The 13410-nt window shown below is 64.9% G+C and carries 15 protein-coding genes and 1 tRNA gene; 6 read left to right on the top strand and 10 right to left on the bottom strand.

The features are described from left to right. Positions 1 to 357: a DUF962 domain-containing protein gene (locus DM806_RS15680; RefSeq protein WP_179044204.1), complete on the bottom strand. Its 357-nt coding sequence runs from the start codon at positions 355 to 357 to the stop codon at positions 1 to 3. A gap of 53 nt (positions 358 to 410) precedes the next feature. Next, the gene (locus DM806_RS15675; protein ID WP_179044103.1) at positions 411 to 1469 is read right to left on the bottom strand and encodes a serine hydrolase; all 1059 of its coding nucleotides are present in this window, start codon (positions 1467 to 1469) and stop codon (positions 411 to 413) included. 122 nt (positions 1470 to 1591) lie between these two features. Between DM806_RS15675 and ung the strand changes: the two genes are divergently transcribed. Then, positions 1592 to 2302 (top strand): uracil-DNA glycosylase, encoded by a 711-nt coding sequence (ung, locus tag DM806_RS15670; protein ID WP_179044102.1) that lies wholly within the window; start codon positions 1592 to 1594, stop codon positions 2300 to 2302. Between the two features lie 393 nt (positions 2303 to 2695). After that, positions 2696 to 3049: a glycine zipper 2TM domain-containing protein gene (locus tag DM806_RS15665; protein ID WP_179044101.1), complete on the top strand. Its 354-nt coding sequence runs from the start codon at positions 2696 to 2698 to the stop codon at positions 3047 to 3049. A 279-nt stretch (positions 3050 to 3328) separates the two neighbouring features. Here the strand turns inward: DM806_RS15665 and rpoZ are convergent, their stop codons facing one another. After that, positions 3329 to 3673, bottom strand: coding sequence for a DNA-directed RNA polymerase subunit omega (gene rpoZ / locus DM806_RS15660; RefSeq protein WP_179044100.1), 345 nt, complete (start codon positions 3671 to 3673; stop codon positions 3329 to 3331). A gap of 124 nt (positions 3674 to 3797) precedes the next feature. Between rpoZ and DM806_RS15655 the strand changes: the two genes are divergently transcribed. Next, a complete protein-coding gene (locus DM806_RS15655) occupies positions 3798 to 5000 on the top strand; it encodes a phospholipase D-like domain-containing protein (protein ID WP_218647503.1) in 1203 nt (400 codons plus the stop codon). 43 nt (positions 5001 to 5043) lie between these two features. On the opposite strand, the gene DM806_RS15650 is transcribed toward DM806_RS15655, so the two are convergent. The 6 genes from DM806_RS15650 to ald form a co-directional block, all read right to left on the bottom strand. After that, positions 5044 to 5412, bottom strand: a complete 369-nt coding sequence (locus DM806_RS15650) for a hypothetical protein (RefSeq protein WP_179044098.1) — start codon at positions 5410 to 5412, stop codon at positions 5044 to 5046. Positions 5413 to 5584: 172 nt separating this feature from the next. Then, the gene (locus DM806_RS15645; RefSeq protein ID WP_179044097.1) at positions 5585 to 6145 is read right to left on the bottom strand and encodes a hypothetical protein; all 561 of its coding nucleotides are present in this window, start codon (positions 6143 to 6145) and stop codon (positions 5585 to 5587) included. Then, positions 6142 to 7491 (bottom strand): sensor histidine kinase, encoded by a 1350-nt coding sequence (locus DM806_RS15640; protein ID WP_179044096.1) that lies wholly within the window; start codon positions 7489 to 7491, stop codon positions 6142 to 6144. The genes DM806_RS15645 and DM806_RS15640 overlap by 4 nt, the downstream gene beginning before the upstream one ends. Continuing rightward, entirely contained in the window at positions 7484 to 8197 is a 714-nt protein-coding gene (locus DM806_RS15635; RefSeq protein WP_179044095.1) for a response regulator transcription factor, read from the bottom strand. Before DM806_RS15635 ends, DM806_RS15640 begins: the two co-directional genes overlap by 8 nt. A 103-nt stretch (positions 8198 to 8300) precedes the next feature. Further along, positions 8301 to 9131: a sulfite exporter TauE/SafE family protein gene (locus DM806_RS15630; RefSeq protein WP_179044094.1), complete on the bottom strand. Its 831-nt coding sequence runs from the start codon at positions 9129 to 9131 to the stop codon at positions 8301 to 8303. Positions 9132 to 9497: 366 nt separating this feature from the next. Then, positions 9498 to 10613 (bottom strand): alanine dehydrogenase, encoded by a 1116-nt coding sequence (gene ald, locus DM806_RS15625; protein ID WP_179044093.1) that lies wholly within the window; start codon positions 10611 to 10613, stop codon positions 9498 to 9500. A 165-nt stretch (positions 10614 to 10778) separates the two neighbouring features. On the opposite strand from ald, the gene DM806_RS15620 reads away from it, so the two are divergent. Beyond that, on the top strand, positions 10779 to 11252 hold the full coding sequence (locus DM806_RS15620) for an Lrp/AsnC family transcriptional regulator (protein ID WP_179044092.1): 474 nt from the start codon (positions 10779 to 10781) through the stop codon (positions 11250 to 11252). Here DM806_RS15620 and DM806_RS15615 read toward each other — a convergent pair. Further along, positions 11236 to 12165, bottom strand: a complete 930-nt coding sequence (locus DM806_RS15615; RefSeq protein WP_179044091.1) for a peptidylprolyl isomerase — start codon at positions 12163 to 12165, stop codon at positions 11236 to 11238. The two genes, DM806_RS15620 and DM806_RS15615, sit on opposite strands and share 17 nt — an antisense overlap. Positions 12166 to 12266: 101 nt before the next feature. Here DM806_RS15615 and DM806_RS15610 point away from each other — a divergent pair. Together DM806_RS15610 and DM806_RS15605 are read left to right on the top strand one after the other, a co-directional pair. Next, positions 12267 to 12357, top strand: a tRNA-Ser gene (locus DM806_RS15610). A 144-nt stretch (positions 12358 to 12501) separates the two neighbouring features. Beyond that, positions 12502 to 13281 carry a tyrosine-type recombinase/integrase gene (locus DM806_RS15605; RefSeq protein ID WP_256869335.1) on the top strand — a complete coding sequence of 260 codons (780 nt, stop codon included), beginning with the start codon at positions 12502 to 12504 and terminating at the stop codon, positions 13279 to 13281. Positions 13282 to 13410 lie beyond the last annotated feature (129 nt).

Raw genomic sequence — 13410 nt, 5'->3', positions numbered from 1 at the left:
TTAAACGGTAATCCGCCGGGCCGGATCGACGGTGCCGTCCGGCAGCACCCCGGCCCTGGCCAGATCATACTTCATATGGCCAGTCAGGAAACGCAGCCACATGAAGAAGTCGGCGCGCAGCGACCAGAGCGGGTAGCGGAAAGTCGCCGGGCGGTTCCGCTCGATCAGGCCATGCGACACCCAGGCGAAGCCATAGCCTGCCAGCGGCAGCGCGGCCGCCATCCACCAATATCCGGTCAGCGGCATCGCCGCGGCCAGCGCGATGACGAGGCTGGTCCCTACATAATGGAGTGCGCGCGTCCCGGCGCGCGCATGTTCCTGCAGATAATAGGGCCAGAAATCGCGGAAACGGTTCATGCTGGTCACGGCCATCCTCTCTGCCGCCAGCGTAATGACCCACATCGCCTCTGTTAAGACTTATGCGTCAGGCCGTGGGCTCTTTCGGGAGCGTAGAGGAAATAATCATAGGCGGCGCGCGCGCCTTCGGCGATCACGCGATCGCGCGCGACATGGCCCTTGTTGTCCTTCATGACGAAGGCGACGACGGCGAAACGGCGACCATCGGGCAGGCGGACGATGCCGACGTCATTGCCGGTGCCGTTAAGCGAGCCGGTCTTGTGCGCGACGGCGGTGCCGGGCGGCAACATGCCCACGATCCGGGCCTTGCCCGTCTCGCAATGCGCCATAATCGTGAAGAGGCGCTGAGTGCTGGCGGCCGACAGGGCGCGGCCCGATTCATAAGCGGTGATGAGGTCGAGCATCGCCTTGGGCGTGGACGTGTCCTCCGGCTCCATCGCGAAGTCGATATTGGGCAGGTCGCGAATGTCGCGGGTGACGAGCAGCGGATTGGCGCGGCGCGCGGCATCGGCATTCTGGCGGAAACTGCCAGACATGGGGTGGATGCCCATGGCGCGGTAGAGAAGATGCGCGGTGTCGCTGTCGACGCGCAGGCCGGTGACACCCAGCCTGGTCACGAACGCGGTGATCGCCTGCGGCCCGCCCGCCCGCGCGACCAGCACGTCGGTCGCATTATTATCGCTCCTCTGGAGCATCAGTTCGAGCAGCCGGTCGACCGAAAGGCTGGCGCCGGGACGCGAGAACATCCAGGCGATACCGCCCTCGCTCGCCAGCGCCGGGTCGAGCGCCAACTGGTCGTCCAGTCGCAATTCGCCCGCATCGACTAGCGCAAAGATGCGCCCCGCCACCGCGACCTTGTAGGCGCTGGCCATCGGGAACAGCGTGTCGCCGTTGAGGCTTTGCGTCTCGCCGGTCTGGAGGTCGCGCACCGCGATCCCGACCGTGCCGTCCGAGAGCGTGGCGAAGCGCTCGAACTCGGCCAGCAATTTCGCTTCCGCCGTCTGTTGCACCAGCGGCTTGGGCGGCGGGCCGAAGGCGTCGGCGCTGGGGAGCGGGGTGAAGAACAGGCCAAGCGCGGCCAGCCAGGCAGAGGAACGGGACAATTGCGGCATGGCGATCTCCCTCGCGCAATGCGGCGGCCATGGCAAGCCTCCATGGTTGACGTGATGGTCCGGCCGGACCATCAGTTCCTCCATGGTTGACGTGATGGTCCGGCCGGACCATCACCGGCACCATGAGCGACACGATCAAGCTGCACGAAAGCTGGCGCCTTCCGCTGGCCGACCAATTCGCCGCCCCGCACATGCAGGCGCTCAAGGGTTTTTTGCAGGACGAAAAGGCGGCTGGGAAACGCATCTTTCCCAAGGGCAGCGAATATTTTCGCGCACTGGACCTGACCCCACTGGATGAGGTCAAGGCGGTGATCCTGGGACAAGACCCCTATCATGGCGAGGGGCAGGCGCATGGTCTGTGCTTCTCGGTGCAGCCGGGCGTGCGCACGCCGCCGTCGCTGGTCAATATCTACAAGGAAATGCAGGCGGACCTGGGCATCGCGCCGGCGCGCCATGGCTTTCTGGAGCATTGGGCCAAGCAGGGCGTGCTCCTGCTGAACAGCGTGCTGACGGTCGAGATGGGCCGCGCCGCGTCGCATCAGGGCAAGGGCTGGGAGACCTTTACCGATTCGATCGTGCGGCTGGTCGCGCAAAAGGAAGAGCCGGTCGTGTTCCTGCTCTGGGGCGCCTATGCCCAGCGCAAGGGTGGATTCATCGACCAGAGCCGGCATCTGGTGATCAAGTCGGCGCACCCTTCCCCGCTGTCCGCGCATAACGGGTTCCTGGGGTCGCGCCCCTTTTCCAAGGCCAATGATTTTCTGGAAGCCAAGGGCCGCGGGCCGATCGACTGGGCCTTGCCAGCGATCGGCGCAGACCAGAAGGCGATGCTGTAGAAAAGCGCGCCTTCCACGCAACAGGCCAAAGTTCACAGTGTCGTGGGGCGGTTTGGGCCGATTGCGCCAGCAATGCACCATAAACGCGGCAGGGGCGCGACGTCCGCGCGCCTGTCGCGCTCCACGAGGGTCACGGCGACGCGATACGCAGGCGGCGGCCACGCGACAGAGCTTGGTGTCGGCGCCGTGCCATGCGGATAAGGTGGCGTGATGCTTCATCCGACAGGGTGGATCAGAAAAATCCTAAATTGACAGCGCCTTGGGACAAGCCGGAAACGATGCCGCCCTTCTCAAGCTGAACGGCAGATAACAGTTCGGTTCAGGATCGAAACAAGGAAGCCCTGCCATATCTCCGCCTGTAATCAGATAATTCGGGTCTGGAGGAGATAAATGATGAACATCCGCAAAGCCATCTTGGCCACCGCCGTCGCCGCCGCCACGCTGACCGCCATCGTGCCGTCGGCATCTTATGCGCATGGAGAGCGCCGCTGGAACCGCGAGCGCCACTATCGCGGCGATCATGGTCGCCGTGACGATTATTATGCCGACCGTCGCGGCTATCGGGACGATCGCGGCTATCGCTGCCGCAAGTCGGGCGGCACCACCGGCCTGCTGCTGGGCGGCGTTGCCGGCGCCCTGCTGGGCCGCGCCGTCGACACCCGGGGCGACCGTGCGCCGGGCACCATCATCGGCGCAGGCGCCGGTGCGTTGGCCGGCCGGGCGATCGACCGCAATTCGAAGTGCTGATCTATCGAGCGCTGGACGGCTTTTGATGGGGCCGCCCGCTTATCAATGAAAGCGCTGCTTTGAACGAAAATTACCTCTAACCTCCGTTCGGGCTGAGCCTGTCGAAGCCCTTTACTTCCCTTCAAGAAGAAAGAGCGGCCCTTCGACAAGCTCAGGGCGAACGGGGTTGAATTCTTGAAAACCAACTCCCGTTTTCCGGCCCCCTTAGCCAGAAAAGGTCGAGGCCCGGTCCCGCTTGCGCGGGCCGGGCCTCATTCCCTCTCCAAACCTGTCGGGCGATCAGCCGTCGTAGTCGCCGCCGATATTCTGGTTGCGCGGCGGCGCAGCAGCGGTCAGGCGCAGGGCCTCCGCCGACTGAGCGATCGAGCCGATCTCGTCCGGCGTATCGTCATCGTCGATCTGCACCTTCTGCAGCGACGCGACGAGCGAATCGTGGAGGTCGTCGGGCATGACCGTTTCTTCCGCGATCTCGCGCAGGGCGACGACCGGATTTTTGTCCCGGTCGCGATCGAGCGTCAGCTCGGCGCCGCCGGAAATCTCCCGCGCGCGCTGGGCGGCGAGCAGGACGAGGTCAAAACGGTTGGTAACCTTGTCGACGCAATCTTCGACGGTAACGCGGGCCAAATAGGGCCTCCTGAAACAACGAATGGAAGTCGTGAACCCCGCGCCTAGCAGCGGCATTTGCCAGAGTCAATGAAAAGGCCATAAAGCCGTGGCGCGGCGCGGCCAAAAGAGGCATGAAGCAGATATGGCGACCGTCAAGCCCGCCCCATCCCCTGCCGATGCCGGGGAAATTCGCGTCACATTGGGCAGCAACAAGCTGCGCCTCATTACCGAGGGCGCGGCGCTGCGCGACGCATTGGTCGCCCTGATCGACCATGCCCGGCACAGCCTCAAACTCTATTATTATATCTTCGCGGCGGACGGCAGCGGCACGGCGGTGCGAGACGCGCTGATCGCGGCGCGCATGCGCGGCGTAGCGGTGACGCTGATGGTCGACGGCTTCGGGTCGAGCCATACGCCGGACAGCTTCTTCGCGCCGCTGGTGGCGGCCGGGGCGCATTTCGGGCGGTTCGGCACAAGGCGATCGACCCGCTATCTGATCCGCAACCATCAGAAGATGGCGATCGCCGACGAAGCGCGCCTGCTGATGGGCGGCTTCAACGTCGAGGACGGCTATTTCGGCATTCCCGCGGAGGATTGCTGGCGCGATCTGGGCCTGATGATCGAGGGCGATCAGGTCGAGGCGATGACCCGCTGGTATGGGCAGCTCTGGCGCTGGGTATCGACGAAGAAGCAGCGGTTCCGCACGCTGCGGCGCATGGTGCGCAGCTGGCATCCGGCGCTGCATCATGATGCGGCCGATCCCTTTCGCTGGCTGATCGGCGGCCCGACGCGGCGGCTCAGCCCCTGGGCTCAGGTGGTGAAGCATGATCTGGAGCAGGCCCGGCGGGTCGACATGATCGAGGCCTATTTCTCGCCGGGACGCGGCATGCTGAAGCGCATCGCCCGCGCGGCCGGGCGGCAGGGCGCGCGGATCATCCTGCCGGCCAAATCCGACAATGGGGCCACGGTCGCCGCGGCGCGGCTACTTTACGGCCCGCTGCTGCGGCGCGAGGCCGAGATTTACGAATATCAGCCCTGCAAGCTGCACATGAAGCTGCTGGTCATCGACGATGCCGTCTTCATCGGCTCGGCCAATTTCGACATGCGCAGCCTGTTCCTCAATCTGGAAGTAATGCTGCGGATCGAGGATGCCGACTTCGCCAGGGCGGTGCGCGCCTTTGTGGCAAGCGAGGTGGCCAATAGTCGGGCGATCACGCTGGAACAGCATCGCGCCAGCCGGACCTTCCTCACCCTGCTAAAACAGGGGATCAGCTATCTGCTGGTCGGCGTATTGGACTATACGGTGACGCGGCGGCTGAACTTCCGCGATCCCGACGCGGATTAAAAGAGAGGATTGAAAAAGGGGGCCGAAGCCCCCTCCTCGCCTGTCAGCGCCCGGCGCCCGGCAGCACGCGGACCTCGCCGACCGGATAGCCCTTTTCGGCCATTTCCTTGGCATAGTCGCCACGGGCATCGGCCAGTTCGGAACGATATTCCTCCCAGGCGTCGCGATTATCCTCGGCATCCGAGGAATGCCGCAGATCCTTGGTCAATTCCTTGCGCGCCTCGGCAAGGTCAGTCTGATAGTTGAACCAATAGTCATTCTCCACGCCCGCGATCGGCGCCTGATAGACGAGCTGGCTTTCGACCTGCGCCAGCTGTTCCTCATAGCTGACAGGGCCTTCGGGGCTTTGCGCCAGCGCTGCGGCGGGAACCAGGCCAAGCAGGGCGGCGGCAAAAAGCTTCGAACGGTACATGGGTTCTTCTCCTCTTTGCTGATCTGAACCATGACCTGCACAACGCGCCGACCCGCCCCTTTTGCGCCTGAACAACTGTGCAGAATGGACGAAGCGAGCAGGTGCGGCGGCCAGTCGAGTGCGGAAATCCGCGTCAACTGGCGATTTTGTCAGGAGATTTTAAGACCTTGCTTTAGCGAACCACGAGATAGAAGCTGGCCGGGGCCGAACCGCCATTTTCGATCACGATATTGTAGCGATCGGTGAAGATCGGCATCCAGGCGCAGTCGATCTGCGGCCCGCCGACCGGCTTTTTGCACAGCGCCACGCCATCGGCTCCCTCGACTCGGAGCGAGAGGTTCGCGCTGCCGCCCGACGGCGCGACCAATATCTGCGCACGCTGCCCGCCCAGGAACAACTGGCGCACGCTGAAGCTGCCACCCGCCACCACCGACGCACGGCGATAGGCCGGTCCCAGCGCCCGCCCCCGGAAACCGAGGCTGGACGGGGTCGCGCCCTTGTCGCTGGCCTCCTTCGTCCAGAGCGCAGCCAGATCCTCCTGCCCTTCAGCCGGCGTGGCGCCCAGCGCCCGAAGGGATTCGGCGGTGTCGAGCAGCGCGTCATGGTCTTCGCCGGTTCGCGCGGCTTCGCCCTGCATCAGGGTGCGCAACACGGGATCGGCGGGCAACAGGTCCGCCGCAGGGACGCCGGGGGCGGCGGTGAAGAGCAATCCGGGCAGCAGCAGCCTGATCATGAGCCTTCCTCCGGCTGGACGACGAAGCGCGCGCCAGGCGCGGCATCCTCCACATGAAGGGAAAGCTCATGCCGCTCGGCAATCGCCAAGGCAAGCGAAAGGCCAAGACCATGGCCACCGTCGGGGGCGCCGTCGAGCCGCACATAGCGCTCGAAAATACGGCGGCGATCGGCGAGCGGGATGCCGGGACCGTCATCCTGCACGACGATGCGCGGACCCGCCGTCAGTTCCAGCGACACATTCCCGCCGCTCGGCACATATTTGAAGCCATTGTCGAGCAGGTTGGACAGGAGCCGCATCATCTGCATCGGATCGGCGCGGAACAGGATGCCAGGCGCGATCCGGGCATGGAAGCCGATGCCCAGTTCCTCCGCGCTTGCGCCATAAAGGTCTGACAGATTTTCGGCGATGTCGCTGAGGTTGATTTCGGCAAGGCCCCGCAGGTCGCCGCGCATCGCCTGCGTGCCCGCAATGTCGAGCAGCGAATCGAGCAGCCGGACGACGCCCCTTATCTCCGCCCGCGACTGTTCGAGCGTGCGCAGCAGCACCTCATCCTGCGTCACCTCCATCGCCTTGAGGATGCGGGTGTCGAGATGCATCAGGGGCGTGCGGATCTCATGCGCCGTCTGGTCCGATACGGCGCGCTGCGCCTGGATCAGCCGCTCGACCTGATCCAGCATCGCGTTGGTGTTGACGGCGAGTTCGGTCAGTTCGTCGCTGTCTCCGACCGCCAGCGCGCGCGCCTCGATATGGCCGGCGCGGACCGCGGCGAAGGTCGCGTTGACCGCCTCCACCCGCTCACGCAGGCGGCGGGCCGCAAAATGCCCGGCGAGCAGGCTGAACATGGCGATCAGCGCGCCGGCGGTGGCGAAGGCCATGGCCAGACGCGCCTGCAAGGCGCGGCCGCGATGGTCGCTATGCCCCACCACCAGCCGCGCGTCGGGGCCAAGCCGCGTCGCCCGTGCGAACATCCGCTCCCCGCCGGGCAAGGCGACGAAGCGCGCCTCCGACACTTCGGGCGCGATGGCGGGCCAGCGGTCGAGATTCCCCGCCATCCGGCGGCCATTGGCGTCGGCCAGCAGATACCAGACCTGCTCACCATCCTGGCGATGGACGGCGAAGCGATCCGCCATGCGCGCCTGCAATTCCGCATGCCCGCCACTGACGAAGATGTCAGCGAGCCCGGCAAGGTCGGTGTCGACCCCCCGCGCGAGCATAGCCCGGCCGTCATTGTCGACGATCTGCCGCACGACGAGATAGAGCGCGAGCGTCGACAGGAGGCTGACGAGGAGCGCAGAGAGCGTGACCCGGCCGAAAACCGACCGGAACAGGCCGGGCTTAGGCACTCGCCGGCTCGGTCCGGGCGATCAGGCGATAGCCGGTGCCCCAGACGGTTTCAAGGACGGGGCTGTCAAACCCCTCCTCCAGCTTGCGGCGCAGGCGGCCGACATTGACATCGACGACATTGGTCTGGGGATCGAAGCTCAGTTTCCAGACATGGCGCAGCAGCATCTCGCGCGTCACCACCTCGCCCGCATGATCCATGAGGTAGCGGAACAGCTCGAATTCCTTGGGCGAGAGCGGCAGATGCCGCCCCTGCCGAAAGGCGGTGCGCGCCTTCACATGGCATTCCAGATCGCCGAACAGCAGCACCGGGTCATGGCTGCCCCGCTGGCTGGCACGTCGCCAGAGCGCGCGGACGCGAGCGACCAGTTCGTCCGGCTCGAACGGCTTGGCGAGATAATCGTCGACGCCGCTTTCCAGCCCCTCGACCCGATGCTCACTGCGGCCCAGGGCGGAGAGCATCAGCACCGGCGCACCCACGCCGGCGACGCGCATGCGGGTGACGACGTCGATGCCCGACAGATAGGGCAGCATGCGATCGAGAATGATGACATCATGTCCGCCGCTACCCGCACGATGCAGGCCGGTCGGGCCATCCTCAGCCTGTTCGACGCGCATGCCCGCGCTACTCAATATGGCGGCGATATTGGCGCGCGCGCCAGCATCATCCTCTACCAGCAAAACGGAAATCGGATCGGACTGCGCCATAACTTTCCCGACTTAGCCATAAAGGCAATCACCGCCAGTGACAAAGGCTGTTAGCCCGTCGCTGGCGGTGATTGCGGGAAAAGTCGAGCGGGATAGCCGGTGTTCAGGCCTTGATGGCGTTTCGGAACATGATGACGGCGATGACGATCAGATAGACGCCGAAAATCTTCTTGAGCGGCCCGGCCGGCAGGCTGTGCGCTGCGGCAACCCCCAGCGGCGCGGTCAGCATCGACATGGAGGCGATCGCCAGCGTCGCGGGCACGTTGATATAGCCGAGCGATCCCCAGGGCAGTCCCGTTTCGCCGAAACCGATGATCGCGAAACCGATCGTGGTGGGGATGGCGATCAGCGTGCCGATGCCGGATGCCGTCGCGATCGCGCGGTGGATCGTGCGGCCGCACAGCGTCATCACCATGATCGCGATGACGCCACCGCCGATGCCGAGCAGCGAGGAAAAGGTGCCCAGGCCCCCGGCAATGCCCATGCGAACGATACCCGACGGCATGGTGTCGCTGACGACCTTGCCACTGACGCTGGGCAGCAGGAAGTTGAGCGACATGAGCGCAACGCCGGTCGCGAAGATCATCTTCAGCGTGTTGCCGTTGACATGGCCGGCAAGCAGCACGCCTGCGCCGCAGCCCAGGACGATCCAGGGCGCCCACGCCTTGAGCACCTCAAATTCGACCGCACCGCGCTTGGCATGGGCCAGCAGAGAGCGGATCGAGGTCACGATGATGGTCGCGGCCGACGTGCCGATGGCGACATGGGCGATGGCGTCATGCGTGCCGCCGAGCAGCGGCAGCACGACAAGCAGCGCGGGCACGACGACGAAGCCGCCGCCGATTCCGAAGATGCCCGCGGCAAAGCCGGCGAGCAGGCCGGCGCCGAGCATGGCGACGAGCGGAACCAGCCAGGTCATGATATCGCCGTGCATCAGCGCGCCCCTTCCTGCCCAGTGCGGCCAGCGCGCATGTTGCTGCGTTCGCCTTTGCGGATCAAGGCGGCGAATGTGGGTAAATCGACCATGACGTTAGACCATGCCTCTCTTCGGCGGAATCAAGCTGCATGGGGGGCATGTGGTCATGTCCCCCTGCCCGATTAGACGAACGAAAGGCGGGAACCCGCACCGTCCTTATGCCAAAGTTGGATGCAATCGGGAAACAATGGCGGAGAATCGGGCGGTGGCTCTTGGCTGGAGCAGGCAGGGCGCTGGAAAAATAAAGGGCGCCAGCCCCAAGGGAGGGCTGGCGCCGCTTTTGGCCGGCGCTCATCGGCGCGCCGGGAAACCGAGACGTGCCAATCAGGCGATCGCGTCTTCCGCCGGGGTGTAGGGCAGGCCCAGATCTTCGGCGACGGCCTGATAAGTGACCTTGCCGTCCCAGACGTTGAGGCCTTCGCGCAGATGCGGATCGCGGCGCAGCGCTTCCTTCCAGCCCAGTTCGGCGATGCGCAGCGCGTGGGGCAGCGTCACGTTATTGAGCGCATAGGTGCTGGTGCGCGCGACCGCGCCCGGCATGTTGGCGACGCAATAATGGACGACGCCGTCGATGACATAGGTCGGTTCGGCATGGGTGGTGGCGTGGCTGGTTTCGAAGCAGCCGCCCTGATCGATCGCGACGTCGACCAGCACTGCGCCCTTCTTCATGGTCTTGAGCATTTCCGCGCTGACCAGCTTGGGCGCGGCCGCGCCGGGGATCAGCACCGCGCCGACGACCAGGTCCGCCTCGGCCACGCATTCGGCAAGGTTCGCGCGGTTGGAGAAACGGGTCTTGGCCCGCGCTTCGAAATACATGCCCAGCTTTTCCAGCACTTCGGGGCTGCGGTCGAGGATGGTGACGTCGGCGCCGAGGCCAGCCGCCATCTGCGCCGCGTTGAAGCCGACGACGCCGCCGCCGATCACCACGACCTTGGCAGGCAGCACGCCCGGCACGCCGCCCAGCAGCACGCCGCGACCGCCATGCGCCTTTTCCAGCGCGGTCGCGCCCGCCTGGATCGCCATGCGGCCGGCAACCTGGCTCATGGGCTTCAGCAGCGGCAGGCCGCCCGACGCGTCGGTCACGGTTTCATAGGCGATGCAGGTCGCGCCGCTGGCGATCAGGTCGCGGGTCTGCTCGGGATCGGGCGCGAGATGGAGATAGGTGTAGAGGATCTGGCCGGGGCGCAGCATGGCGCGCTCCTGCGGCTGCGGTTCCTTGACCTTCACGATCATCTCGGCGGCGCCGAAAATATCGGCGGCGCTGGCGACGATTTCGGCGCCGGCCTTTTCATACAGCGCATCGCTTGCGCCGATGCCTTCGCCTGCGCCGGTTTCCACCAGTACGCGATGGCCATGGGCAGTCAGCTCATGCACGCTCTCGGGCGCCAGGCCGACGCGATATTCGTGATTCTTGATCTCTTTGACGGTGCCGACGATCATCATGACTCTCCAGAAGCTGGCCAGAAGCTTGGCGTGAACAGGATCACGCTGCCATGTCCCGATGATAGCGCGGGTCGGGCAGCGAATGTTCCCTGATTTTGGATCTTTGACAGCCGCGCACGGGATGTTATCCCGAACTTAGTCCAATCAGCGGGATTTCATTGCATGGATCGGTTCGACGTCGCGATCATGGAAGCGCTTCAGGCCGATTCGCAGCGGTCTATGCAGGAATTGAGCGAGTTGATCGGCCTGTCCGCCTCCGCCTGTCACCGCCGGGTCAAGGCGCTGGAGGATTCAGGCGTGATCTCCGGCTATGCCGCCCGGCTAGATCCGGTCGTGCTGGGCCTCGACCTGCACGCCTTCGTCGAAATCTCGCTGACCAGCCAGAGCCATGAGGCGATGGACCGCTTCGAAGCGGCCGTTGCCGATTTCCCCGAGATATTGGAATGTCATCTGATGGCGGGTCAGGCCGACTATCTGCTCCGCGTCGCCGCCGCCGACCTCAAGGGATTCGACGATGTCCATCGCGATTGCCTGGCCCGCCTGCCCGGCGTGTCGGCGATCCGCACCAGCTTCGCCATCCGCCGCATCCGCGACTGGCGCGGCTATCGGCTCCGCGGCCTCAGGGCACAGCCCTGACCGGCACAGCTCTGACGGGGACTGGGGCATTGCATATATCGACCCCGCCAGCTGGACGGTCGTAGAAATCATCCTTCCGGTTTGCGCGCAGCCGCAGATAGTCGGCGAAGCTAGGCGAAGCGACGTCCATCTGCTGGAAATGCGGCTGTTCGGCCTCGGGCAGTTCGCTCGCCAGACGCAATGACAGGATCGGCACCTGATGCTCCTTGGGCGTGTAGAAGCCGAGTTCGCCCGACCCGCGCGGCAGGCTGGACAGATGGGCCATGCCCTCGACCACGCGTCCCACGACGGCGATATTACGGTCGAGCTGGCGCGGCGCCTGACCGATCACCGCATAAAGTTCCGCGCCCGTCCCCGCATCGGGCGAGACGTTGCGGCCTACGCCGACATAGCCATAGCAATGCGGCACCCAGGCCGAAGAGCCGTCCATCGCTACCGGCCAGCCCCCCACGAAACCGGTCGAGGGCGCATAGGCATCGGGATAGGGCAAGGGCGTGACGGCCAGGCGCCGGTTCGCGATCGGCAGCGCATAGTCGTCCGCGCTGGTGACGGACAGGCCGGGCGGCATCGGCTTCTTTTCGGTCGCATCGCCCCATTGCGCGACATAATTGTCCTGCACCCGGTTGATGCTGGTGCCGTCCCACCAATGCGCCTTCGCCAGCGCCTGAATATTGGCGACATGGCGCGGCGAGAAGGCCGGCGCGAGCTGGATGACAACCCGCCTGCCGCCCTCGATGGTCATCACCAGCAGTTCGTCATCGGCAATCGCCTGCCAGGTGGCGGCGGGCGCCTGCGCGACGACCGCAGCCGGCGTGACAGGAGGCTGGGTGGGTGGATCGGCGGGCGGATCGGCGGCAAGGGCCGGGGTAGCGATCAGGGCGGCGAGCAGTCCGGCGCGGAGGCGATAGGTCATGGCACGATCAAACAGGGCGCCCCGGATAAAGTAAAGTCCTCTATTCAATGCCCCTTGCCTAGCCGCCCGACGCACGATAGGGAGCCGCCTCCAGTGCATGCGGAGCGGTGGCCGAGTGGTCGAAGGCGCTCGCCTGGAAAGTGAGTATACGTCAAAAGCGTATCGAGGGTTCGAATCCCTCCCGCTCCGCCACCACCCTGTCCTTTCACATCCGTCCCGAATCACTAAAGCCCAGCTTTTCTGCGGCTTTTAGCGTGATTCGCATTCACGTTCATCCCTGCCAGTCCACCGGTGACCGATTGGAAATGTGGGAAAGAATGTGGGAGATTTGGTGGCATGGGAAAGCTCTCCGCTACCGCTGTGAAGGCAGCAACACGCCCCGGGCGGCTCGGCGATGGCGACGGCCTGTTTCTTGTGATTCAGCCTGGCGGCGGCAAGAGCTGGATGTGCCGGGTGCAGAAGAATGGCAACCGGCGCGACTTTGGCCTGGGCAGCGCGTCCAAAGTTTCGCTGGCGACGGCCCGAGAGCGGGCACGAGAAATTCGCACCTGGGTCGAACTCGGGCTGGATCCGATATTCGAGCGGCGCAAGGCGCAGGGCATTCCCACATTCCGGCAGGCGGCGGCCAGGGTGATCGCTGCGCACAGCAAGACATGGCGGAATGAGAAGCACGAGAAGCAGTGGCTCCAGACGCTCGAGACTTATGTGTTCCCGCAGATCGGCCATGTGCAGGTTCATGAGATTACAGGGCCCATGATCCGGAACGTCCTGTCGGATATCTGGCTCGCCAAGCCCGAGACGGCGCGACGGGTTCGGCAGCGGATCGGCACCGTTCTCGATTGGGCTTATGCTTCGGGCTATCGCGAGACTGAAGCGCCGATGCGAGCGATCACCAAGGGGCTTCCGCGACAGCCCAAGAAGGAGGGGCATTTCGCAGCCATGGCCTATGCGAAGGTGCCCGCTTTCATGGTGAGGCTCACGGAGCGGGAATCCTTCAGCCGGCTTGCGCTATTCGTCAAGTCCGCCGAGGTGTCGGTCGCACTCAGCGCAGAGTATCGTCTTGTCGAATGTACCCAGTTGATGGCGCGCTCGTCGCGCGCCATCGCTCGATACTAACAGATTATGGCCACCGTCACGGTGCAGGGTCCGCGCAAATCCAGCCGGAATGATATGGGCCTTGATCAGCGCGTTTGAGGTGCAGCTTGGGCCATTGCAACGGTGTCCGCCCTGGGGCGGACTTATGCT

The organism is Sphingobium lactosutens, from assembly GCF_013393185.1.
Classification (GTDB): Bacteria; Pseudomonadota; Alphaproteobacteria; order Sphingomonadales; family Sphingomonadaceae; genus Sphingobium; species Sphingobium lactosutens_A.
This window is presented reverse-complemented; position numbering and strand designations above follow the sequence as displayed.